Genomic DNA, 25,724 nt, shown 5'->3' on the forward strand with positions numbered 1-25,724 from the left:
TAGAATTTTTCAATCCGGTTTCACCCGAAAATCATTTGATACAGGCCCGCATTTCTGCACTACCTGTACCGCTCACCGGCAGTCACCGGACCGTCACTTTTCATGACGGTCCCCGCATGGTGGTACCAGCGATTTCACGGTTGATAATTGAGCAGCTTTGGAGTTGTCCAGAGGGATGGAAGACCGAAAAACGGAGTTTCTTAGTCCAGGCCATTTGTTCGGCAGAAACAACCGAATTTGTTTCAACTCGTCGGCAGTTTCATCCTGCACACTCCCAATGCGTCGCCGATACAAAAGTCAAGTCGCACAAATTGCAGAATCAGGATCAACCCGATCCGGAATGAACCACAACCGAACGCTGGCGACAGGGCACAAAAAACACGCTGCACCTCAAACCGCGACTCCAACGTCTAAAATGGCTTCGGTTGCAGTCGCCATGATCAGAATCCACTAACTGTTCTGTAAAACGGCAGAATCTGCTCAATACGGGAACCTTCGCTGAGACCACACACCGAATGACCCGGACAAAGTTCAGCGATTCGGCCCGATCAGGAAGAATGGACACAGGTAACTCTGCGGTTTTCACAAAAACCCAAATACCAGGGGCAAGTCGGTATTTGACGGCAAACATTCCTGATATTTTGTTAAATGGGGTTAGTCTGCGGGGTCAGTGGAATTAGCGTCTCCGACGGACGATGTGTTTTGGAGCTATGCTCAAAGGATTAACAGTGGGTGAATTTGCTGGGGTCGGTTCGGGAAATTTGGGTATTTCCACAATCGCCGATGTCTACGATCAGCATGATCTGTTCGATCTGCTGGACGACGAGGCTGTGCTTGAGTTGTCTCGACAAGGCGGCTCGGCCGGCTTTGCAAGTCTGTCGAGTATCAGAAAATCCACGGGGATCCGTACCCGCCGAATTTTGCGGGAGGGCGTCTCCGCCGGGGATTTGGCGGTACGACTTTGCGAACGCCTCGAATGTGAATCCGAAACAGATCTCCGTGACTGTCATGCGATCCTGCTTTGCCATTCGCATACCGACCACAGTGCCTGCCATCGACTCGCCCAATCAATGGAATCTTCCCTGGGCCTGCCGAAAGGTTTGATCACCCCGTTTAACTATGGCTGCACTGGATTCCTGAAACTGCTGCAGGAAGCAAGTATTGAATCTGATCACATGCCACCCGGAGCAAAGATCGCTGTGCTGTCGATTGAAACCCCGGAGTTCTGGCACGACGGATCTGATCGCTTATTTTGTGGTCTGATTTCCGCAGGGGCTGTTGGCGCGATCATGGAACACGGTGGCGGAATGCCGCTCGATCTGATCTCTGCGGATGACTTTCTTATTCCGCAAAATCGACGTCCTAATCCGGATCCGCTGTTCCGGACCGAACGGTCAGATGTCTTCACTTTCCGCGGCGCACCTGTTCGGCGCGCCGTGATGAGGATGAATCCGGAATCTGTGTTCATCAATGCGATTGAATTGATGCTGTCCAACCTTCGTGCAGCGATGGATTCGTTCGAACCTCAACCACACGAACGCGTTGTGGTTATCCCTCATCAGCCAAGTGCTAAACTGCTGAAAGCGCTCGTTGCTACAGGTCAGCCCGAGTTTCCTGAGGTGGAATTCCTTAATAATCTTTCAGGATACGGAAACGTGATCTCAGCGTCCGTCCCTACGGTTCTTTCCCGTCTGGACGAAGTCCTGGCTCAAAACGGAAGAGCACCGATGAACGATGGAGATCATCTGATTCTACTGGCAGCCGGAATCTGCATGACGCATATTGCTGACCAAATGTCGGCAGGTTTTGCGCATATCCGCTGGGCTTCGGTTTCCTCAGCCATTGAGCTCGAATCCGGCGTGATCCCACACGTCTGAGGTTCCGCCTGAACGTTGTTCCCTAGGCGTTTGAGACTGATCAGGAATGCAAGTGCTGCGGTTCACAGGGTCGCGCACAGGCAGGAATCCTCCAAACCGGCGAATCAGGTCGCTTGCCCGGAAACCCGGGTAAGAACGGCGACGTGACACTGCTTCACACCGGACTGATTCAAAATGCGCACGGCTTCATCACAGGTCGCTCCTGTGGTCAACACGTCATCTACCAGCAGAATTCGCCTGCCGTCTACAAGGTGTGAGTCCTGAATTCGGAACGAGTCACGCTGACTCGCCTGCCGACCGGAAACAGTCGCTCGTTTCTGAAGCGGGGTACCTCTTGACCTTCCCAGCACATTGACGTCCACCGGTCGTTTCAGGGCTTTGCCAATCTCCGTTGCCAATAAAGCTGCAGGATTGAAATTACGTATGATTCGCCGGTGCCAGATCTGAGGTATCGGAATGATACGATCAATGCCCAGAGCCTGAAGTTCCCGGGCACGAACATCAACAAACACTTTTGCCAGCGTCCGGATACTGTTGGAGGAAAATGACCATTTTCCGGACAGCAGCAGCGTCTGTAGAGCTCCCTCGTACATGGCCAGACACGTTACCGATTTGAAACGGAAACGTCGTCCGCGACAGTGGGGACATTTCCCGGCCGGATCGGCGTGGGGCCCCAGAGATGCACCACAGTTTGCACAGGTAACAACCCGCGGTGGATTCAGAAGCTCAAGACAATCAACACAGATCGTCGCCGGTACGTGGTCCGGATTGATATCAGTCACTGTCTGACAAAGCAGACATTCTGACGGCAGCAGCCATTCAAGAAAGTCCCGGGATGTCCGTCGAAGCAGGGGTCGCACAACTGCTAATGTCCTTCAAACGTCGTTGAACCATTCACTTAGATCGCGAACGATTCTGTCCGGTTCTTCAGCGCCAATCACAGCCGATGAAACAGCGATTCGTTGGGCACCGGCACCGGCAACCTGCTCGACACGATTCCGATCAATTCCGCCAATCGCAAACCAGGGCTTTGTCACAAACCCGGCTGTAGCCATTAATTCCGGTCCTGCCAGGCTGTCAAAGTGTTTGGTACTGGACGCGAATACCGGTCCGACACCCAGATAGTCCGCTGCATGCGCCGCCGCTGAGTCAATGTCTGCAGCATTGTGGGTGGACAGACCAATCAACAAATCGGCACCAACCACGCGCCGGACGTCTTTCACGCAGCAGTCCTGCTGCCCCAGATGGACTCCGTCTGCTCCGCTAAGGTAAGCAATATCGGATCGATCATTGACAATGCACAACGCACCGGCCTCATGACAGATCTGAGCCAGCCATTTCGCTCGCGACAGAAGTTCGGAATCGTCCAGATGTTTCTCACGAAGCTGAATCATATCAGCTCCTCCCTGCAGGCAGGATTCGACAACCTGCTTCCATCCGTGCCGACACCCCTGTTCAGTGATCAGTACACAAACGGTTGCCTGCCCAAGTCGTTTTAGGCGGAAATAGCCGAAAACGACTCCGGTCAGCATGCGTTGATGAATTTCGTAAGCCCGGTAACGCAACTGCTTCATTTCGACAGAGAACTCAGAGCTTATCAGCTTGCCAAATTCTTCGAGGCTGCGCAGAGATTCCTGGATCCTTTTTGAATTGGCATTCACAATATCTATTGTCCCGTGGCGGATCTGTTCCACAGACCCCGTGAGACCCGTTCCGCAGTCTCCCGGGACATCCCGTTCCAAAACCACAGAATGACTGTGAACACGGTCCGGATCAGTCGCCGCCAGTTTCTGCTCAGAAACCGCCAGACGGTGCCGCAGATCCTTCAACTCCCTTACCAGCGCGCTGTCGTCCGTGACGAAACGTGCACAGTCCTCAAGCACACGAATTCCTTCCCGAGCCCGGTTCATACAGGCATCCAGCACACGTGAAGGCTTACACGAATCATGGCTGAGCATTCTGTGATCAGCAGCGCCCGAACTTTCTACCTCTGCTCCGGAAGTCACCCGAACGGTGACGGAATCAGCCTCGGCTTCCTGTATACCGCAGTTTGTCAGCAATAACTCCGCAGTCACCCCGTGTTGGCGCAACGTCCGGCAGACAGGAGTATTGAACTGCAGCATCGCTGAAAGCAGATGTTGACTGGAAATTGCTGCAGACCGCAGATCCATACGGGCGATTCGTCGCGTTTCCTCAATGATTCGGACCATCCCGGACGGGAGATGCAGGCTTCTCACAGCAACTGAAGCATCAGTATCGCTGTGTGTCGCAGTGGAAAATTCTTTTGCCGGAGTAAAGAAATTTGTGGCGACATCGTCTGTGGTCACACCGGCGGACCTCAACAAATCGCCTGCCGGACATTCCTGCTCGAGCAGGACACAAATCAGATGACCGGTACACTGAGCGAGTTCTTCAGACCCACAGCATTCTGCAACGCGCTGCAAAATTCGGAAAACAGACGGTGTCAACAGGAGCTCAGCGTCATCACAAGGCAACTTGAAAACTCCAAACGCCTGTCCATTTTGCGCAAGCATAAAGCCCGAACATTCCAATCCCTGGCCGAACAGTCAGTTAAAAGCAACCCTAAAGCCGGCTGTCCGCCAAAAAACCTCAGGAATACGGGGAAACAAACGACCGACGAATCCCGTTTCTGCGGCACTACTTCAGGAAGTCACCGGACGAGTGTATCGGACAATCTTGTCGATCTTCACCGTCACCCATAGAATTCGGTATGTAATTCGCGTAACCGGACAATCTCGACTCAGCCTGCCACAGTGGCGGTCCGACGGTGGGGATTGAACGGAACTTAACGATTTGACGGATGAAAGTCGCAGGATTCACTGGGGGACACAATGCGATAAGCTATTGCTCTCCCTGTAACCGATATCGAACCTGAGGCAATTCTTTGTGTGCGTCGGTTAATCCAGACCCGGTATAAAATCCCGCGCTAGATTGACTGTAATCAGCCAAAGTTTCAACCGTCGGCCGAAGGACCCAGAAACATCAAAAGCTTTGAGGCTTGGAAGAGCTGACGAGCCTGTTGTTGAGACACTCTTTAACGAGAGGGAAGCCGAATGTACGAAAGATTTACAGACCGGGCTCGCAAAGTGATGCAGCTGGCCAATCAGGAAGCCCAGCGATTCAATCACGAATACATCGGCACTGAACACGTCCTGCTGGGACTGGTCAAAGAGGGTTCCGGCGTTGCTGCGAATGTCCTGAAGAACCTGGACATCGACCTCCGCAAGATTCGAATCGAAGTCGAGAAGATTGTTCAGACCGGTCCCGACATGGTCACAATGGGCAAACTCCCGCAAACGCCGCGTGCAAAAAAGGTCATCGAGTATGCCATGGAAGAAGCGCGGAACCTGAACCACAACTATGTTGGCACGGAGCATCTGCTTCTCGGCCTGCTGCGGGAACAGGAAGGTGTTGCGGCACAGGTCTTAATGAATCTGGGAATGAAACTTGAAGATGTTCGTGACGAAGTCCTGAATCTTCTTGGGCACGGACTGGAAGCCGCCGAAGCAGGAGGTGGCGGTGAACGGACTGAGGGCAGTTCACAGCGAAGCGGAAGCCGCAGCAAAACGCCTGCCCTAGACAGCTTTGGTCGAGATCTGAGTGAACTGGCAAAGCAAAAGAAACTGGACCCGGTGATCGGCCGCGAACGCGAAATCGAACGTGTGATTCAGATTCTTTGCCGTCGTCAAAAAAACAACCCGGTCCTGCTGGGTGAGGCCGGTGTCGGCAAGACTGCCATCGTGGAAGGCTTTGCCCAAATGGTCGTTGACGGGAATGTTCCCGATCTCCTTGCAGAACGTCGTATCATTGTCCTGGACTTGGCAATGATGGTCGCGGGTACCAAGTACCGTGGTCAGTTCGAAGAACGTATCAAAGCGGTGATGAATGAAGTTCGCCGCGCGCGTAACACCATTCTTTTCATTGATGAGCTGCACACGCTTGTCGGAGCCGGTGGTGCAGAAGGCGCCATTGACGCTTCCAACGTTTTAAAACCGGCGCTCAGTCGTGGCGAACTCCAGGTGATCGGAGCCACAACACTGGATGAATATCGCAAGTACATCGAAAAAGACGGAGCACTCGAACGACGTTTCCAGACAGTAATGGTCAATCCTCCGTCACCCGAACAGGCCGTGGAAATCCTCAAAGGCCTGCGCGAACGTTATGAAGAACATCACCGGGTGCAGATCACGGATGATGCACTGGAAACAGCTGTCGAAATGTCGACTCGTTACATCACCTCCCGCTGTCTGCCGGACAAAGCCATCGACGTCATTGATGAATCGGGGGCCCGTATCCGTCTGAAATCGATGGTGCGGCCTCCGGATCTCAAGGAAATCGAAGATGAAATTCAGCGACTGAACCAGGCCAAAGAAGACGCCGTGGCAGAACAGCAGTTTGAAAAAGCGGCGTCGCTGCGTGATCAGGCCGATAAGCTCCGGCGAAAGAAAGACCAGCTAACCGAAGAATGGCGTGAAAAATCACGCAAGACAGACGGTGTGGTGGACGCTGAAGTTGTGGCCGAAGTGGTGGCCAAGATGACCGGAATTCCACTCACTCGACTCTCCAGCGAAGACGCCGTCCGCCTCCTGCAAATGGAAGACGAACTTCACAAACGTGTGATCAGTCAGGATGAACCGATCACACAGGTCTGCAAAGCCGTCCGACGAAGCCGCAGCGGCCTGAAGGATCCTAAACGACCAACCGGTGCGTTTCTGTTTTCCGGCCCCACCGGAGTCGGTAAAACACTGCTGGCCAAGACCTTGGCCGAATTTATGTTCGGAGACGAAGATGCACTGATCCAGATCGACATGTCCGAGTACATGGAAAAACACAACGTCAGCCGACTGATCGGTGCTCCTCCTGGATACGTGGGCTATGAAGAAGGTGGTCAGCTCACCGAAAAAATTCGCCGGCGCCCTTATGCAGTTGTGCTGCTGGATGAGATCGAAAAAGCTCATCATGATGTATTCAATATGTTGCTGCAGATCATGGAAGAAGGGCATTTGACCGACAGCTTCGGCCGAACGGTCGACTTCAAAAATGTTGTTGTGATCATGACCACCAATGCCGGAGCCAACCAAATGGCCCACGGCGGCAGTATGGGACTCCACACTCTTCGTGATACGGATGAGGAGCAGTCTTATGACGACATGAAGAAAAACCTGATGCACGAACTGCAGAAGCAGTTCAAACCGGAATTCCTTGGACGTCTGGACGAAGTCGTCGTATTCCGTAAACTGACCCGCTCAGAACTCATGGAAATCGTGGACATCGAACTGGCTAAGGTTTACGACAGACTGATGGAACGAGGCCTGCGTCTGGTGCTAAGCAATGAAGCACGCGGGTTTATTATCGATAAAGGCGAAGTGGACGACGGCCTGGATTACGGTGCTCGACCACTACGACGGAGTGTTGAGCGTTTCATCGAAGACACACTGTCTGAAGAACTGCTGCGAGGCACATTCGAAGGCAAAAATGTGATCAACGTGTCTGTCACTGAAGTCGGGGATCAAAAGCAGCTGAGGTTTGACGGTGACTTTGAAGAACCACCGGAAACAGTCGAAGAAGGAGAACTGGCCGGAGTCGGGTCCGGTGAGGAATCGACGGATGATCAGTAGGCAACAGCGATGACGTCGGTCTCTGCCTGTAAACATGATTCAGTCCCCGGTCACCTGACCGGGGACTTTTAAGTTATAAACAGCTTCTCATTAAGCAAATGTTCAGATCATGTCACTGTTTCTTTCGGGAATTCGTCCTTCCTGGCGAACAGGACACTGTCGAATGTTTTGCTGAACCTGCAGGACAGATGACTGCGGAACAGACATGCAGGAATTCCTGCTCAGACGGAGCCGGATGTTGAAACTGCGCCATGTTATCCTTGGAACCACCGGCTGGCTGACCGTCATTATCTCCGTCTGCCTGTCTACACACTCCAGACTGGCTCAACAGTCCGCAAGTCTGACGAAACTGTCAGGAGATCTCCGCGGCTGGATCACCGGCGCCCGAAACGTCGAACAGGCAAAAACTTCGGTACCACTGAGGATCGCTTTGCACGATCCCGTGTTTGTTGCCACAACCAATGACCGCTTCATTCAGGCAGGCTACGTCTCAAATATCGACGGAACCAGGGCCCACAATCCGAAGTACGTGCAGTCCGCGGAGATCGTGATCTATCACAGCGTGCTGGCTCAGTTTCCTGACGGTTGCCACCTGGAATATTACACCACTCCGATGAACCTCGACCAGGTCATCACCACAATGATTCCTCCGGAACGCCGCGTTGAGATTGCAGCGATGGTCCGAAGTGAGTGGGGTGTCCATGAGAACATTGTGCTGGAACAGCTGGAACCGGTGGTAAAAGAAGGAATGAATCGGGCCATCAGGGCTGTCGAAGCTGAACTGCCCGGAATCATCAGTAACTATCAGAAAGATTTTCAACACCTGAGTACTAGATTTCAGGCAGAGATTCTGACCCGGCAGCTTATCCCGATTGTTCGCGAAGAGATTCTGCCAATCATTAAGGAAGAATCTCAACCGCTCGCAATGGAAATCGGCAGGTCACTTTGGAATCGCGTCTCACTGACATCATTCGCCTTACGCTATCTTTACGATGTTTCACCACTCCCGGAACGCAGCGCCGTCCGCACAGAATTCGAGCGATTTATTGAACGTGAAGCCGTGCCGGAACTGGAGGCCCGCACTGATGAACTCATTGGTGTCACCAGGCAGATCATTAAACGTGTTATGGAAAATGAATCGGTTCGCAGTAAGGTTCGGGATACCATTCAACATATCATGGAAGACCCGGAAGCGAGCCGCGTCCTCGGAGTTATCGTCCGCAAGGCGACAATCGAAAATACCGTCCTGCACAGTGAGCTTAAACAGTACTGGAACAGCCGACAGACAAGAACCGCCCTTCGGGTCACCTCCGACCGACTCGAACCAATGGTGCGTTCCATCGGTGATCTGATCTTTGGCAATCGTGAGAAAGGAATTACGGCCGAATTTTCGCGAGTACTCAGATCGCAGATACTCAGAAAAGACCGACGATGGTTCGTCATAGTTCCGGATAATCTCAGCAACCAACCCGGCTCTATTGAGATCCGGGTCGCAGGTAAACCGATGCAGTATCCGCTGAGATTTTTCGGTCAGCAGCAAAGCCCGCTGACTCCCGAATCTCAGCGGTTCGACTCATCTTCTTCTCCGGAAGTCAGGGGAGCATCAATGTGAATTCGAAAAGTAACGTCCCGCAGTCTATGTGGCGTATCAATGTGCTGCGAAAACAACGCTGCCAGTGTCTGACAGGCGAATTTTCATCTGCCAATCACTCCGAAAGCAACTGACTGTCCGCCATGACAACCGATTCCGGCTTTGATACTCCCGCCAGTTCACAAACGGTCCCCCCCCCTGATCCCCCCCGAAAGACGGATGAGGGAGTCTCCGTTCATTTATCAGAAATGTCCATCAGCGCAGGCGGGCGTTCACTGCTGTGCAACTCTGCAGCAGAATTTCCGGGCGGATGCGTCAGTCTGATCATTGGCTGCAGCGGTGTTGGCAAATCACTGCTACTGCGAATTCTCGCGGGCCTAATCGACTCGTCTGACGATGCTATCAGATGGACCGGTCAAATTGACCGTCAATCGTCCTCCGGCCCCCGCCCCGATTCTTCAGCGGCGGTCGTGTTCCAGAACTATGCGCTGTTCGACGAACTGACGCCACGGGAAAACGTGGAAATCGCACTGGATCACACAGCCTCCCCTTCTGCCACACAAGCCAGCGTCAGCGATCGGGCCTCAGGTCTCCTGGACCAGCTCGGAGTCCCCACCGATCGACCAACCTCCGTGTTAAGCGGCGGTCAGCAACAGCGTCTTGCCATTGCCAGAGCCGTTGCAATGGATACCGATATCATTCTCTATGACGAGCCAACATCCGGTCTGGATGCCGCCACGGCCGAACGAGTAGCCCGGCTGATCCGGTCAACACAGGAACAGTTCCGGCGGACTTCGGTGATTATCACTCATGACTTCCAGGCACTAAAGACGATCGCAGACCGGATCTATGTCCTGAATCATGTTCGTCATTCTCTTGAAGAAATCCCGCGCGAGCAATGGGACCGGTTAAGCAAAGCTATTGGCGACCCGCCTGACGTCGACACCGACAGCCCGCCACAACCCGGCCTACCAGCTAAACTCATGTCGGCGGGGTCGCGTTTTCTTGGTCGCAGCGGACAGTCCATTGAAGAAATCGTGAGGTTGCCCTGGTCACTGCTGCCGATGTGGAACAGCTTCCGCTGGGGACTTCGAAGCACACGTCACTATCTGGGTCTGGTCGCCGGTCCGTCGGCCTGTGTCTACATCACGATTGCCGGAATCATCATCGGTTTCGTGTCTCAGGATTTTATTTTTCGTTATTTGCCCTTTCGTCAGTACACGGAACCTCTGCTGATTGAAAACCTGCTGCATGCAACCGGTTTTTCACTTTACCGATTCCTGGTGCCGCTTCTGTGCACGATTCTGATCGCTGCCCGGTCTGGAGCTGCGGTGGCCGCCGATATTGGCAGTAAGGTCTATGGAAATCAGATCGATGCGATGAAAACAATCGGCATTGATCCCGAACGATCACTGCGGACACCCATTCTCTATGCTTTTCTGCTGGGAACTCCACTGCTGACACTGCTGAGTTATGCAGCAGCAACGCTCACTGCAGCAGTCGCATTTCTGGCCACCCATGCCGATCAGGGTGTGGTATTCTGGGATGCACACTACCACAAAGAGCTGCGTGACCCGGCAGCAGTATTCTACTGCGGAAGCAACTGGTTAATTGCGAAGCTGCTGTGTTGCGCCGCCGGAATCGCAATGGTCGCCTGGAACTGTGGATCAACACCAAAGCAATCCGGACCGGAAATCAGTACCGGTGTCACGCGAACAATTCTCTGGTCAACGTTACTCGTCCTGCTGGTCCACCTGCTGTTCTCCCTGCTGGAATTCCAGGCTCCGGTTTGACGGCCGGCAGCTTTCATACTTTGAGAGACCGCATCACTAAAACTGACGGTATGTTCTGCCGGTCTTTCTCACACAGACGGCTCTCCCTTAGACCATCAAACGCTGCACTGGAAGTCCTGTGCTACTGTTTGACCGAAATCCTGAGAGATGTAGCAAGTTCGGTTAGTTTTTTGATCACGAACACCGTCAGAAAGCACCCGTTAAAACATGACAGAACCAGCAAAAGAAACACGGTCAACACAGAACCACCCGACGGGCACTGCACACAGCCTGCCAATATCGTCAAACACTCCTTCCGGCTTAGAATTCGGTCGCCTGAAACGACTGGAATTTCGGTCTCCGTAAATCCATCCGTTCCCGAATCACACGATTCTTGCACGTGGTCCGTTTCACTAAGAGGTCAACACAGATCTCAATCTGAAACATCCAGTTTGAAATTCCTGCCGGATAATCCCTGCGTTTCCAGATTGTACTGGTACCGTGGACCACTCACGATACGAAACTGTCCGGTTCCTCCCAATCGCTGACGCAGGTTGACCAAACGACCATTTTCGGCAGTCAAAGTGATCTGTGATTTGGAACGATCGTAGGAAATCCTGTCCGCGTCACCGGACAGGTCGCGGGATTCCAGTTGAGCATCGCCAACCGCTGTCACTGAAAACTCATCGCCGTCGGCACCAGGCACCGATTCAATGTAGACTTCTTCAGCCTGCAGCAGTCGACTGTCTTCCGGCATCGTCTCCGCCGGAAGTGACTCCAAGTCTATTTTCTCATCGAGTTCCTGCACAGGAACAAAAGCAATAGTCACGAAGTTTCTCAGACTTACGTCCCGGTCATTCAGACTTCCCTCCATCTGTCCAATAAACGACGCCCTCAGCCGAACAAGTGGCGATCTGCCAATTTCGGTTCGGCGATTCGACTCCACACGAATCTGCGTCACCGGACCGGATTTGGTGTTCGTTGTCGTTGACTCAATATATCCCGGACCAATTGCTGAAAATTTCCCGGTGCCTGGTTCCAGCTCCAGATCAACCATCTTTGCATTCAGCAAACCGTCCAACTCTCCGTCAGTAAAGGATTCCCGATGTATAAGCGTCTCACCCACACAACGAATCCGTTCAATTTCGGGAGAATCTGACGAACTAACTGAGTCAACGCTAATGCGTTCAGAGTTCTGCGAACCGGCGAGATTAATCGCATCAGCAAAAAAGACCATCAGTTCGGGCGTACGGATTTCCGCATCATGGACCTGTGGGTCATCCACGGCATACTGGAGTTCGTCAACATCAACACGAATGCCACCGACAAAATGTGCCCTTTTACCGCGAACATTCATGTAGTCTGTCCAGCGAATCTTAATGGGAACCGGACTCGGTAACTGCTGTCCGTCGAAATCCTGATCAATCACCATTTCCAGCTTACCACCGCCATTGATTTCGGCCACACCCTCAGCCTGATGCAGGTCGATCCTCAGCCCTGTGACGTGCCCCGTTGAAGAACGGAGCATTGCTGGATTTCCAAACAACTTGATATCAGCCTGATCGCCAACACCATTTTCGGCAATAAACGTACTGCCTTCAGCGGTATACGCGTCCTTCGGATCAATGCCCTGATGCTGGACAATGACGTCTCCGGCCAGCCGAATATGGCTCCATCGCTGCTGCCCAGAGGAATCATCGGAAAGCACAACTTTTGCCGTCATTTCCCGACCAAAGAATGTGGAATGTCCCTGATCGCCCGAAAGACGAGATTCAGTCTGCGAAGCACGTTTCTCGTTTGAACCGGACAATTCCTTTGTCTGTGAAATCACACTGATGTTTCTTTTGACACTGTCCTCATTCGGATGAAAATAAACCGTCAACTGATCCTTCAATTCACCCGAAACTCTTGGCGACCGAACAATCACATTTCCCTGAGCTACCAGTTTCTCCGGGCGTAAATCCGCCACATTCAGTGACAACTCCGGCGGAGTTCGGGACTGCCTCCCGGTAGGCACCTGTTCCGCAGCGTCCAGCCTGAGTTTGATGGTTCGGCCCTCAATCTTCATCTGACGGTCCGGAAGCGACACTTTTCCGCCACCGGCAATTGTGACAGTACAGGACTTGCCGGCGGCCTGCCGACGCACGTTGAGGTGTCGTGTCCACAGGACGGAAGCCGCGATATCACGGTCCCCCACATTCCAGCGGGATTTTCCCGGACGTCCTAGAGAAGCAGGAAAGATAGAACCGGGTCCGATACATTCAATACGCTCAACGCCGGTCCCTTCACCGTGAAGCAGTCGCAGGTGAGGAACACGCAACACACGACCATTCTGCTGGATACTTAGTTTCCTTTGTTGTCGTTTTGAACTGTCCTGCGACTGGAGTGAACCGTACATATCCAGTTGACGAGCACCAACCTGATAGTCCAGCTGCATCATGCCGGCTTTAATGTCGTTCTCAGTCGAGTAATACCGGACAATTTTTTTCGAGACGCCTCTGGCTGAAACTTTGCCAAGATGAAGTCGACTGATATTGGCTCTGCCGGTGTCCTCAAGAACATTCTGGTAAAATGCCACATGGAGCTCCGGAGAATACATGCGGTCCGGTTCACCATCAGTCATTCGTTTCACCCGCACGTCCGTCTGCCGGTAGTCGTTACCGCCACGCATCCCGTAAAATATTCCCCGATTCGTCCTGAGATCGAATACAAAACTTCCGGGAGCAACAATCTCCAGTTCAGTTCCATTTTGGTTCCGTGGCTCGTCGAACTGCAGGCTGCACACAACCGGACCATTCATTTTCACAGCTGTAACAGTATTCACCGAAGTGAGACCTTTGGCATTTTCAGAATCAGGTTCGAGCAAAATTTCAACACCATTGTCCGCATAACCACTGTGACTCTCCCAGTGAAAGTCAACACGGTTGAACGATTTCAGTTTCATTGAAATCTCATCCACTGAAAATTCATGTCCGGTGATGTGCAGACCTTTGGGACCCTGAATCACAACATTGCCGGTCAGCCAGCCGTTAATAATTCGTCCAACTGAGGAATTCTTTGCTGAGAATCGTTCAGAAAGCGTCAGACGCGCAGAATCCGCGGTGACGACGATCGGCTTGACGTCGGGATCTTGATTCTTCCAAAGCATTGCAACCGGCTTCAGATCAATTAACTGACCGGCAGTCTCGGCAGGACCGGCTGCCGGAACTTCTGTGGTTTCCTGGGTGTTAAAAAACAGATACTGACGGTCATTTCGAAAGCTTTTATTCGCCTGGCGGACCCAGGCACTTTCGGGAAACCACTGCAGCACCGATTCATCTGCGACGGAAATCACTTCTGCCTGTGAAGCCTGTACCGGACGTCTCCGCACACTACGTTCAACGTCCAGCCATTGTGAACAGAACTGTATGTAGCCAAAGCACAGGCCGCTTAACGTTACCGCCGCAACAAGACTTCGAAGCACTCGATCGGTTGGTGATTGCACATCCATTATGACAGACTTCCGTGCATTCACGCAGAGTATCGCTGTGAAGAATCAATAATCTGCTCACCGGACGACCGCAGGTCAATCAGATCCGTGATGTCAATCACTCCAACCGGACAACCCTGATCATCAATCACCGGTAACTCACTGAGCTTGCCGACAGACATCACTTCCACAGCCTGAGGAACCAGAGCTGACTGGTGAATTGTGCATGGATTTGCAGACATCACTTCGGCGATGGGACGATCGAGCTGATTTTCTCTGTGCTGCTCAAGCAGGCGCGTGAGGTCGCTGTCCGTAAAGATCCCACTCAGTGTTCCCTCATCGGAAACCAGCAGGACAGCCCCTGTACGGCGGCCAGGCAGCTGTTGATCAACCAGTACAGACCGAATTGTACGGGACGGACTGGCCATCCTAAGATCCTCCCCGGTTCTCATAACGTCGCGCACGGACAGTAACTGACGACCAATGTCTCCCGCCGGATGGACCTTCGCAAAGTCATGAACCGTAAACCCCTGAACCCTGCTGATCGTTAATGCCAGAGCATCTCCCGCTGCGAGCATCGCCGCTGTACTGGTTGTGGGCGCCAGCCTGAACTCGCCGGCCTCCTGATGATGGCCGATGTTTATGGTAACTCTCGCGCCACGGGCCAGCGGATTACAGCAGTCTCGTGTTAGGGCAATCACCGGAATATCGCGGTCCGAAAATAAGGGCAACAACCGCAGGACTTCTTCCGAGCGACCACTGTTGGAAATCATCAGCACGATGTCGTCGTCGTGAACGCAGCCGATGTCACCATGAAGCGCCTCTGTCGGATGCAAAAACCATGCACGAGTTCCCGTGCTGGCGAATGTTGCCACCATCTTTTGTCCGATCAGACCGGCCTTACCAACCCCCGTCACAATCACGCAGCCGGACGTCCCGCCAACCAACCGAACCGCTTCGTAAAACGAAGTGTCCAGTGAATCCGCCAAGACCTCCAATGCCTGTGCTTCTTCGCAGATAACGTCACGCGCAAAACGTAACTGATCCACGGCGTCCAGAGGAATTACCTCAGACGACGTTGGCTGTTCCCGCATTGACTCTTCCCTGAATCCGGTGTCTGACGCCATCCTGGCCGTCCTAATCAACCCTGCTATGGTACCGCAACTGTCAAAAACGGGTCAATGTAGCCGTAAACTGTTTCGCTAACGGCACTTAAACACACCCCTTGCCATTTGCAGCATTGGGCTGTTTCTGCCGGAAACATATCACTGCAGTTCTCTTCACCGCTGTTGACTCACAGACTCACCTGAATTCCGGACAGCAACACGTTGAAAAACAAGGTATTCACTGCCATTTCATCCCTGTCACTGTTCTGTATGTCAGTCCGAAACAACCTCTCTGTACAGTCCCGAACATGTGAGCCGGTGACTCATCATCGATCCGTGTTTCTCCCGCCTGATAGATTTCGTCAACATCGATAAACCAAATCGGTAACCCATACCAATTAATTTTCATCGGTCATTTCGTTGATTCCTGCAAAAGTATTGTCTCAACTACAAAAGAGAATTTCAGATTTGCAGACATCCCGCTTAGAGGCTCGGTGCGGTGAATGTAATGTCACCAGACACTTCTCCGGTCTTATCGAAAGAAACAGAGTTCGTCGTTGCGGAACTCTGACAGCAGGCCTGTCGGTTTCGATTGACATCGACAGGTAAGAAACCACAGCGAGTTTTGCTGACATGGCACAGCCAGACCAAAGTGACCTCGGCGGCACACACCTCATTGAAGGCATTCAGAAATACAACAGTCGTCATGTCCAGACCATCGGTGCCGGTTACAAAGGGTGATCACCTCAGTCAGCAATCGGCCCTGCCTCGTTCTGAATGCAAATCATCTTCTGAAATGCCGGAGCAGACCGGTTACGTGTTTACCAGTGGAATGCCTTAACTGGTTCAACCAGCGATTCCACTGAGGACGTTTGTTCGCTCCAAAAAAGAATTCTGCTGATGAAACAGAAAAACGAACTCATCAGACCTCGTCTGCTTCCGCAGATTCGTGTAGTACTCTCAATCCGTCCTCACTATCTGCAGATTCCGTATGCTCCGTAACCCGCGGTTCGGTACCCGCCAACATCCTTCGGATGTTGCTGCGATGCCGCCAAATAATCAGGAGTGGAACACAGACGGCAAATGCCGTCTGTGATGCTGACGAAGTATTCCACGCGTGGTCCCAGTTCAACAGCAGATAAGCAGCACAAAATGCAGAGGAAGCCAGTATCGACCCGAGTGCCACCTGATGTGTCAACACCATTACCACAACAAATACAACCAACGCCATTCCAAGGGCCTGGGGGGCAAGAACCATCACAACCCCAAGTGCCGTTGCAACCCCCTTTCCTCCGCGCAACTGCAGGTACACCGGATACATATGCCCAATCACCGAACTCATCCCGGCAGCCACAGCCATGTGAGTCCACCACTCAGGAGAAATCAAAAATCCGGAGAGCCAGGCAGCAGCAACCGTGGGAATCAGCCCCTTGATTGCGTCCAGAATCAGCACCAAGGCACCCCAGTACCAGCCAAGGATTCGTCCGACGTTCGTTGCCCCGATATTGCCACTGCCGTAACTGCGAATATCATCTTTGACTACGAATTTTCCGACGAGAAATCCAAACGGGATACCACCAATAAGGAATCCCAGCACGCAACTCAAAAGCAGAAAGACAACAACTGGCACAACCGCCTAAATCTGTGAAAGAGGAGATCCGTAATCAAAATTAGGATGAACCGGTAAGTCGGCCTGAGCAGATTTCAGAAAAATCCGAAGTCCCCCCGTCCGTTTCTCACAGAAAGGGGTGAACTGCGCACCACATACAGTTACAGGCTGTGCGTCTGCGAGAGTCGTTCCTTGAATTCCAGGGCAAACGCTTCGTCCTGTTCCAGACTACGGTTATTCATTGCCAGTATCTTGCGGATCCGACCAACCGTCTGTTTCGCGGGACTGGTGAGACGTCTCACCAGTTCATCCGGCTCAAACTGCTCCAGCTCGCGAATGGTATGGATCCCCAGAAACACAAACGCATCCAGTGCCGACCGATCATTTTGAAACACAATGTCCAGGGGTGCATCAATCGGAATTTGAGATCTTCCGAGTTTGCGAGCAGGTTTGCCGGATCTCAATCCTGCCGTGGTTGTCGCCCGTCGTACTCCTTTGCGTTTTTTGACAGACTTTCTGGGCTGGGCAGCCGCAGCTGTGGTGCGCGACGCAGGGGATTTCCTGGCAACTGCGGCTGTTTTTTTCTTTGCGACAGTTTTTTTCGTGACCGCCTTTTTTTTGGCAGACGGTTTACCTGCAGTTTTCTTCTGTGTGGGCCTGCGAGAAGCAACCTTCTTTTTTGCTGCCGACTGTGACACAGTCTTCTTTTTTACGGCTTTCTTTTTCACAGCCTTCTTTTTCACAGCCTTCTTTTTCGCCATGGAATTGAGACTTTCCGAATCGACACCAAAAGAAAAAGAACAGGGTCCGTGATGGATGACTCCTGTTAAAAAACCGGCATGTGCACACGGAACTCATTAGCCCACTGAGCAGGCACCACGATCCGCGGTCAATATAGCGGCCCAATACCTAAAAGTAGCGAAATTAGCAGCGTGTCACCAGGAACAGCAGCTTTGAAGTGCCTGGAACGACTCGGTTTGCCGTCAATGAGCAGTTTGTCCGGGAAAACCGGCAGAATGGGCGAACTTCGTTGCCAGGACTTCCGCGGTTTCAGTACATGAATACTCACAATACTATAGCATTTCCGACTATTGAGACTGCCGAATCGGTCAGTGTGACCGGGATCATGCCACCATCGTCAGATGAACGAAAGCACCCGGCAGGAATTCTGGAAACCGCCACAAGGTCGGAACTCAGTTTGATTTAATGGTCCGATACCACGATTCGGATCAAACCAGCAACTTCCATGCGGCATAAAGAATACCGGCCAGGAGCACCATCCCCACCAGCTCGGCAGCAACGGTCAACCAGCCAGCCTCCTCTGAAAGAGAAGTCTGCCTGGAACTGATTTTCTTTTTCTGCAGAACAAATCCGGATCCGTCCATAAACGTAACTTTCGCACCGGACCTTAACTGGGCATACGGGTCCAGTTTACCATCCACAAACGTGGGGTGAGTCTTTGAATGCTGCTTCAGATGCCAGACCCCATTGTTGAATGTCAGCGTACACTGATGTTCGTCACAGGCTTCGCCGCGAATTTGAATGTCACTGGAAGTCCCTTTGCCCACCCGAACGCGTGCTGTATTGAGCTTCATTCGTCGCCGACTGCTGATGGCCTGAACATACCATCCACGCGGAAGGACCGGAGACTGGCCGGTTCCGGAAGAAAGCAGTCCTGACGACCGTCCGCTTTCCGAAACCTGTTGACTCTCACGGCGATCCGGCTGACGCACGGCGGGCGTTTCATTGCCGCTGAATGTCTCTTTTTCAGACTGAAGGTGCTGACTTGAATTGTCCACCCACGACAGAGTCGATGTGATAAACGAATTCGACCGGTCACGCTGTCGGTTTTCCCTGAGTTCGCGCTGGCGTGCCAGTCGGGCCCGAATCGTGATTAACCTGCGGAAGTCGAATTTGACTGTTCTGCGTAAAGACAACGGTTCCAAAGCGGCAGCCACTTCCGCCGCCGACTGATACCGGTTCGCAGGATCGCGAGCCATCATTTTTTCGACAACGTCGGAAATCTCCACAGGCACACCAGGTCTGATCACGTGAACCGCCGGAGCCTTTCGCGTCCGCTGTGCCTCCAGCTTTTCCCGATTGGTTTTACATTCAGAAAATGGAACCCGGCCGGTCAATGCAACATAAAAAGTGCACCCCAGGCTATAGATATCTGCACGAATATCTACGGCGTTACTGTCCAGTGACTGTTCGGGTGCGATGTAGTCAGGTGTCCCCAGACAATCATGCCCAAAAATCATGGCCAGCGAAAATTCATCGGCGCTTTCATTCCCGACCAGAGCCAGCCCGAAATCCAGAATCCATGTATGCCCCGTTTTATCGATCAGCACGTTTGCGGGCTTGATATCACGATGAATGATTTTCTTTTCGTGTGCAGCCTGCAGCCCCAGAGCGGCCTGTCGAAACATATCGCAGGCCATGGCAGGACGGACAGGACCACCAAGAGCCACCAATTCGTGCAGACTAATGGCTCGCATCAGATCCATGACCAGATACGTGACAGCTCCGGTGGAACCCAGTTTGTGCGTCCGTACAACATTGGGATGGTCAATGTGTATTCCTGCCCATGATTCCAGTTTCATACGAGCCAGCATGCCGGCATCCGCTGAATACCGGCTGGACAAAACTTTCAGAGCAACTTTTTGATTTGACTCAGGATCCTCAGCGATAAAAACACAACCCATTCCGCCGACGCCAAGAATCTCACGAATACGAAATCCGTCGATAACAAACCCACGATAACGACCTTCCAGCAGGAGTTCTGCCTGAAACGGCGTCAGTATTCGTTCGGTGACCAGCTGACGAGCAAGATCGTCCCCCCGGCTGTCTGCTGACACATCAAAGGCCTGGCGAATTTTTTCGAGCTGCCGTGGCGAAAGCAGCCTGCTTTTTGTAAGCAGCTTCAGATAGCGTTCAGCCGTCACTGGTATCTGAGTTGTTTCAGGCATGCAGAAACTGTTGTAGTTATTGCAGTTGATCACCGACGATGTGCTTAACGCCTGCCACCAGAACGGTTCCGGATCCGTTAAATTCTACTACACCCACATCGATTTCCGCATAATCCCGAGCAACCATTGGCTGGATTTGCAGTATTTGTCAGCTTCCGAAGAACTGGTCTGTCACGTCAAACGTAACGCCTGGAAGAATTGTGCAGATTTGATCACGAACTCCACTGGTTCCAAAGTGAAGACAGCCTGCCACGACGAGTCGCTGACACACGTTGTCCGCGGTCACACAACAGCAGGTCCGAATACAATGATTCAGCGTTCTGATAACGATCCGTAGGGCGTTTCTCAATACAGTTCATCACAACTGTCTCCAGATCGCGTGGGATCTTCGGCTGAATTTTTGAAGGACGTATGACACGCTCCTCACAAATTCGCTGAATCAGCTCAGCTTCTGAATCTGCATCAAAAGCATACTGCCGGGTCAGCATTTCATAAAACGTAAGTCCCAGAGAATACAAATCACTGCGACGGTCAGAGACACCGCTGAAACGTTCCGGAGGCATATAACGCAGCGTGCCGTATGGAGCATCGGCCTCAAGGTTGGATTCAGATGCCCGCACAGTTCCGGAGAGTCCAAAATCCGTAATCCAGACGCGTCCGTCCTCGTTAACCAGTATATTGGCAGGTTTAATATCATTGTGCACAAGTTGCTGCTGATGAGCGTATCGCAGCGCCTCACAGACCTGCATCGCAATTTGGGTGAATGCTCGCCAGGATTCACGGGTCAACCTAGGTCGTCGCGAATTATTGTCCGTTGCTGCAGTGGCCTCCCGACTCCGGTCTGAATCCCCCTGCACGAAACGATTCGAACGACTCCGCTGTTCACGGACTATTTCGTCCCGATAAACGACCCCGTCAGTATCTCTCAGACGAGTGATAATCTGCTCCAGCGTGACACCGTTGATGAACTGCATCGTGTAGTAACAGTAACCGTGTTCCTGCCCGAATCGATACACAGGAACGATATGCCGGTGGCGAAGTCGCGCAGCCGTGCGTGCTTCTTCTTCAAATCGATTCTGCCATTCGGGAACCATCGAAACCCGCCACGGCAGTACTTTGACTGCGACGATGTGATTACTATCAATATCACGTCCCTGATACACAACGCCCATTCCCCCGCGCCCCAGTTCACAGAGAAGTTTACATCGCCCCAGACGTGTGAATGGAAACTGCCGGGGTATACTTCGTCGCATGGCCCGGGATTCATTCTGCAACCGTGCCCGCTCAAGCATCGCCATCACGGGAAATGACTCACGAATCACTTCCGCGTGTACGGGATATCGTTTGGCATAGGTTTCAATAGAAGGTCGTTCTCCGCGACGCAGTTCGTCCACAAACTGACTGGCCAGCAACTCGATCGGCGTGCGCGACCTCAGATCAGCACCTGGGCCTGGTTGTGGCAACCCCAGCAACTGAAACCCGGTGTCCTCATCTCTGATCGGTGAATTCAAGTCACTCACCAATAGCTATTCCTTCACAGCACGCTTCACGCGAAAGGTTATCAAGTACCCCGATCACCGGTCAGCCAATGTCAAACCCGGAACTCCCAGCCGGCCTCACGGAAATTATTTTTTTCAATCGCAAGCTGCAGTTTAACGTGCACCGCCAACGAAAAAGTAATACTTACGGCAACACAGTCCAGTCCTGAAATTCCGGCAGGATCCGCAGTACATTCTTCAGGCGGCCCAGAGCACGCATATACCGATCGCTGCACGCCTGATCTGAGATTCCAAGAATCAGAGCCGCTTCTTTGTTGCTTAACTGTTCAAAATGACGAAGGGCAAGTACTTCGCGATCGATTTCGTTCATCGACTGCAAAGAAACCTGAAGCTGATTTGACAACTCGGCCCTCAACGCTGCCTGACTGGGTGAAGTCAAATGCCCGAGCAGATGAAACGACAGTGCTGAAGACGTCGATCCGGACGTCCAGCCGCGATTGATCGAAAATTCAAGTGCAGCATTGCGTTTTTGAGTTCCCAAATGCCGACGGTGAAGATCAATAATCGTCTGGCTGGCAATAAGCCGGAACCACACAAAAATAGAACGCGTGGCATCGGCGAGAAAATGATCGATTCGCTGAACAGCTGACAGCCAGGCTTCCTGGAGTATGTCGTCTGCGTCGACCCGACCGTGCAGACGAGGGTCCAGGCGAAAGTTGATCATTCGCCACAGCCGGTCCCGATGCTGCGAGAACAACTCTGCCAGTGCCTCCTGATCACCACCAACAACCCGATCGATAAGTTCCTGCTCAGGCTCAATCCGTAATTCTTTGCCCGACTGTGTCATCCGTCTGGATCTGGTTGAGTGATCATGGACAATACTAGGCTGGTATTACTTTAGCAGTTCGATGTATTGATCAACAGCGTCTGCGGTTCCCCGAAAACTGAATCGAATGCTTCCTCGATACGAAGTTCCCGAATTCTGTTCCAATGGTACGCACGACGATCCTGTCGCCGCGGGCATGAGTCATGTCGGCAATCACAATGACACCGAAAATCTGATCCCATACCTGAAACCCGGTGCAGCGGGAGTTGATTATGTGGCCGGAAGGCACCCAAACACTCAATCTTCTTACAAAAATCCGTGACGGAAACCAGCAGGCAGTTGATGACCTGATTGATCGTCATCGTGAGGCCGTCAAACGCCTTGTTGATATGAGAATGGATCGGGCGATTGCTCAACGTGTCGATGCAAGTGATGTCGTTCAGGATGTTCTGTTCGAAGCAAGCAGACGTATGAAAGATTATCTGGACAATCCGGTCGTCCCGTTTCACCTCTGGTTAAGACAACTGGCCCGGGATCGAATCGTCGACATGCATCGTCGGCATCGAGCTGCAAAAAAACGCAGCGTGGATCGAGAACAGCCGATCGCCTCAGTCAGCAGTGATGAAAAATCGGTCAATGATCTGGCTCAGCTTTTACGAGATGCGGAACTCACTCCGGCGGCTGCTTCAGTACGTAAAGAAATCGAACAGCACTTCGTTGCAGCAATCAATCAGCTTGATGATGCCGACCGCGAAATCATCATGATGCGACACTTCGAACACCTCTCCAGCGCGGAAACGGCTGAGGCTCTGGATGTGACACCTGCAGCCGCCGGCATGCGCCATCTGCGTGCACTGCAGCGTCTTCGTAACATTCTTGGAAATGTCGACTGAAGCTGCAGGTGGAACAGCCCCCGCGCATCAGTCAATCATCGTCAGGGCTGAGGCGTGAACTGACATCAGGGTTGGATTCACTGAATTCTTCTTGCATCCGGATAAGACTCTCACCAGCGTCAAGAACGCAGACTGAGTTTTCCGCCCCAAAGATCCAGTGCATTGGCGACCATTCTGTCTCTGGTTCACCCAATTAAGAATCGCTAAAGGCTCCAGCAGAAATTTCAAGCAGTGTCGCCACACGGGCAGGTGTATAAACGGACCGATCCAGGGTCACTCCCGCTTCAGCAAGGGATGTCAACATGTGGGGTAATGAAGAGCTGAAGAACTCCGGTCAGAATCCCGCTACACGTGGATGCCTTCATTGTTCGGCTGCAGAATCGAATCTTGCTCATCCCCCGAGAGTTAACGTATTCGCCAGTATCCACAAGATAGTCAACCATACCTGAACCGGGGATCAGTGCATCATTCCTGAACTCAATTTCCGTTACCCAGCCACGAAACGCATGTTCAACGTAATACAGTCGGAGCTTCTGCTGAATGTACCGCGACAAAAGAGCATACGCCACGAACGCCAGGTCTTCATCAGAAATGCCCCACATCATCACACAGCGGTGATAGAACAGCGTGCGTCATATTTTCTATCTGAATTTCCCCGACGGAACCGATCCCGGCAACTGTGCCAGAATGCGTTTCCGGTCACCGGCCGGCAGTACAAAACCAGGCAATCATGAACACGACTACAGACACAACCTGGATCGAAACAACAGTGATTGTCGGAATACATTTTCAATGACTCATGGAAATTCATTCGAACGGTCGACCAGGTGTTCTCGGGCGGCTAAGACACCTCGTCGGACTCGAAAATCTGATGCTTGGAGGGTTCTCGTTTGTAAATGACAGTTTGAGCATCTTCAAAAACTTTTACCCAGTGTTCGCTCTTTCTCAGCGCGTCGATCAGCAGCTCATGTCGTGACTTATCCGTGACTGCCAGGTTCACTCCGTAAATCTCAGTGAGACATCGCCAGTCCTCGGAGCCGGCGGCCAGTCTCTGATAGTGAGTCCAAACCTGCTCGGGAATCACGTGCACATGCAGATTCACCATGGGACGGAAACCTTTCGGACCGAATCGCTGCAAAAAACCGGACCACTCAGCGGAACAAAACACCAAACCCTCAGGAAGTGACCGCTGTGAATTCAGAAACTCAGCGGCCGAAACGGGCGTCTGTGATGAAACAGCCCGATCGATGCTCACACGGCGACCATGAACAACCTGCACACCAAGAGTGGTCATTGCAAAAAATATCCAGCACAGGCCAATATTCGCCAACCCCCACAATCCGGTCCGTTGAGTCATCTCCGTGGTTCGCCCGATGCTCCGAAACCGTCTCCATGCAGCCGCACCGTGGCCGGCAAGAGTCAGCCCCATCACCGGTGCCAGCCAGTTGATCATCCGCGATGACCACAGCGTCATTCCGGCGGTAAACACAAGCAGTATTGACTCATCCAGCCGCAGTCGACGCGGACTCCACCGCAGCACAACGATCAACAGCAATCCCAGCGCTGCGGCCATCCGGCCCTGATGCATTCGGAGCGTCAGTGGACTCCATTCGAACATCGATTCAATATTGGGATGTCGGCCAACCCGCAATACCTCCGTAAATATCAACAGACCATTCGGATTCACCAAAGCAGCCGCGGCACACAGCTGAGTCAGCAACAGTAGTCGCACAAATCGTTGATTTGAAATACCCGCACCAATGCTTTTTGTTCTTACCCCGATAGTGATCGCATGAGCCAGTCCCGCCAGAGCCATGGTCATCAGCCCGATGGCAAACGAGCCGTGAGAGTTAGCCCAGATCCCGAACATCACAGGCAGCAATACCCAGACGGCCCGGCGCCAGCGACGTACGGTCAACAGCCACGTAACCAGCATTGAGTAACATAAAAAACCCACCAGCTGTGGCCGAATAACTAACAACTGCTGCCAGTTCAGCGCCATACATGAAAAGAGCGCCACAAAACCAAACACAACAGACCCGGATCGACTTACTCCGCCCGTAGCCACAATTCCCAGGGGAAGAACCACCAGCAGACCGTAGGCAAACTGGAGTCCGGCAAACCCGTAAGCTGAGAACAGCGTAAACAGCCCTAACTGGGAGAGCCACGCGGACGTCACCACAGGGACACCTTCAGCCAGCGCAAGCAATGGCTCAGTATAAGGAATCCTGCCGTGAGCCATCATCCAGCTCCCGTAATTCACATGATCCCACAGATCGGTAGGCCACAACGGTCGGCTGGAGAATATGGTGATCATTAAAGTGCCGAGCGTCAGAACAAACAAAACAGAACCGCCTGACATACGGATCCAGTCCGGCGTTTTGTCTTCAAGGACACGCGAGTCCGGAAGATCTTTGACTGCGCTCAGATCTGACACGTTATCTGTGGTTTCTTCCTCTTTGCTGACCATTGGA

At 52.5% G+C, this 25,724-nt stretch carries 16 protein-coding genes; 5 read left to right on the top strand and 11 right to left on the bottom strand.

The window, feature by feature from the left end; genetic code table 11:
* Window positions 1-728: 728 nt before the first annotated feature.
* Entirely contained in the window at window positions 729-1,877 is a 1,149-nt protein-coding gene (locus MK110_05305; GenBank protein ID MCH2210696.1) for a hypothetical protein, read from the top strand.
* A gap of 104 nt (window positions 1,878-1,981) precedes the next feature.
* On the opposite strand, the gene MK110_05310 is transcribed toward MK110_05305, so the two are convergent.
* Complete coding sequence (locus MK110_05310) at window positions 1,982-2,737, bottom strand: hypothetical protein (GenBank protein ID MCH2210697.1); 756 nt, start codon at window positions 2,735-2,737, stop codon at window positions 1,982-1,984.
* A gap of 15 nt (window positions 2,738-2,752) precedes the next feature.
* On the bottom strand, window positions 2,753-4,411 hold the full coding sequence (locus MK110_05315; protein MCH2210698.1) for a thiamine phosphate synthase: 1,659 nt from the start codon (window positions 4,409-4,411) through the stop codon (window positions 2,753-2,755).
* A 540-nt stretch (window positions 4,412-4,951) separates the two neighbouring features.
* On the opposite strand from MK110_05315, the gene MK110_05320 reads away from it, so the two are divergent.
* The 3 genes from MK110_05320 to MK110_05330 all read left to right on the top strand — a co-directional run bounded on the left by MK110_05320 (window position 4,952) and on the right by MK110_05330 (window position 10,900).
* Complete coding sequence (locus tag MK110_05320; protein ID MCH2210699.1) at window positions 4,952-7,516, top strand: ATP-dependent Clp protease ATP-binding subunit; 2,565 nt, start codon at window positions 4,952-4,954, stop codon at window positions 7,514-7,516.
* Window positions 7,517-7,754: 238 nt separating this feature from the next.
* Window positions 7,755-9,128, top strand: coding sequence for a hypothetical protein (locus MK110_05325; protein MCH2210700.1), 1,374 nt, complete (start codon window positions 7,755-7,757; stop codon window positions 9,126-9,128).
* Between the two features lie 122 nt (window positions 9,129-9,250).
* A complete protein-coding gene (locus tag MK110_05330; GenBank protein MCH2210701.1) occupies window positions 9,251-10,900 on the top strand; it encodes an ABC transporter permease in 1,650 nt (549 codons plus the stop codon).
* Between the two features lie 412 nt (window positions 10,901-11,312).
* On the opposite strand, the gene MK110_05335 is transcribed toward MK110_05330, so the two are convergent.
* The 7 genes from MK110_05335 to MK110_05365 form a co-directional block, all read right to left on the bottom strand.
* The gene (locus MK110_05335) at window positions 11,313-14,369 is read right to left on the bottom strand and encodes a hypothetical protein (protein MCH2210702.1); all 3,057 of its coding nucleotides are present in this window, start codon (window positions 14,367-14,369) and stop codon (window positions 11,313-11,315) included.
* 20 nt (window positions 14,370-14,389) lie between these two features.
* Window positions 14,390-15,475 (bottom strand): KpsF/GutQ family sugar-phosphate isomerase, encoded by a 1,086-nt coding sequence (locus MK110_05340; protein ID MCH2210703.1) that lies wholly within the window; start codon window positions 15,473-15,475, stop codon window positions 14,390-14,392.
* 901 nt (window positions 15,476-16,376) lie between these two features.
* Window positions 16,377-17,084: a glycerol-3-phosphate 1-O-acyltransferase PlsY gene (gene plsY, locus MK110_05345; protein MCH2210704.1), complete on the bottom strand. Its 708-nt coding sequence runs from the start codon at window positions 17,082-17,084 to the stop codon at window positions 16,377-16,379.
* A gap of 140 nt (window positions 17,085-17,224) precedes the next feature.
* Window positions 17,225-17,824, bottom strand: a complete 600-nt coding sequence (locus MK110_05350) for a hypothetical protein (protein MCH2210705.1) — start codon at window positions 17,822-17,824, stop codon at window positions 17,225-17,227.
* Window positions 17,825-18,292: 468 nt separating this feature from the next.
* Window positions 18,293-20,032, bottom strand: coding sequence for a protein kinase (locus MK110_05355; protein MCH2210706.1), 1,740 nt, complete (start codon window positions 20,030-20,032; stop codon window positions 18,293-18,295).
* 212 nt (window positions 20,033-20,244) lie between these two features.
* Window positions 20,245-21,552 carry a serine/threonine protein kinase gene (locus tag MK110_05360; GenBank protein MCH2210707.1) on the bottom strand — a complete coding sequence of 436 codons (1,308 nt, stop codon included), beginning with the start codon at window positions 21,550-21,552 and terminating at the stop codon, window positions 20,245-20,247.
* A 163-nt stretch (window positions 21,553-21,715) separates the two neighbouring features.
* The gene (locus MK110_05365; protein MCH2210708.1) at window positions 21,716-22,378 is read right to left on the bottom strand and encodes a sigma-70 family RNA polymerase sigma factor; all 663 of its coding nucleotides are present in this window, start codon (window positions 22,376-22,378) and stop codon (window positions 21,716-21,718) included.
* A gap of 251 nt (window positions 22,379-22,629) precedes the next feature.
* Here MK110_05365 and MK110_05370 point away from each other — a divergent pair, with 251 nt between their 5' ends.
* Window positions 22,630-23,250 (top strand): sigma-70 family RNA polymerase sigma factor, encoded by a 621-nt coding sequence (locus MK110_05370; protein MCH2210709.1) that lies wholly within the window; start codon window positions 22,630-22,632, stop codon window positions 23,248-23,250.
* A 284-nt stretch (window positions 23,251-23,534) separates the two neighbouring features.
* Here MK110_05370 and MK110_05375 read toward each other — a convergent pair whose 3' ends face one another.
* Together MK110_05375 and MK110_05380 are read right to left on the bottom strand one after the other, a co-directional pair.
* Window positions 23,535-23,852 carry a hypothetical protein gene (locus tag MK110_05375; protein MCH2210710.1) on the bottom strand — a complete coding sequence of 106 codons (318 nt, stop codon included), beginning with the start codon at window positions 23,850-23,852 and terminating at the stop codon, window positions 23,535-23,537.
* Window positions 23,853-24,091: 239 nt separating this feature from the next.
* Window positions 24,092-25,720 carry a hypothetical protein gene (locus MK110_05380; protein MCH2210711.1) on the bottom strand — a complete coding sequence of 543 codons (1,629 nt, stop codon included), beginning with the start codon at window positions 25,718-25,720 and terminating at the stop codon, window positions 24,092-24,094.
* Window positions 25,721-25,724 lie beyond the last annotated feature (4 nt).

The organism is Fuerstiella sp. (genome assembly GCA_022447225.1).
Classification (GTDB): Bacteria; Planctomycetota; Planctomycetia; order Planctomycetales; family Planctomycetaceae; genus S139-18.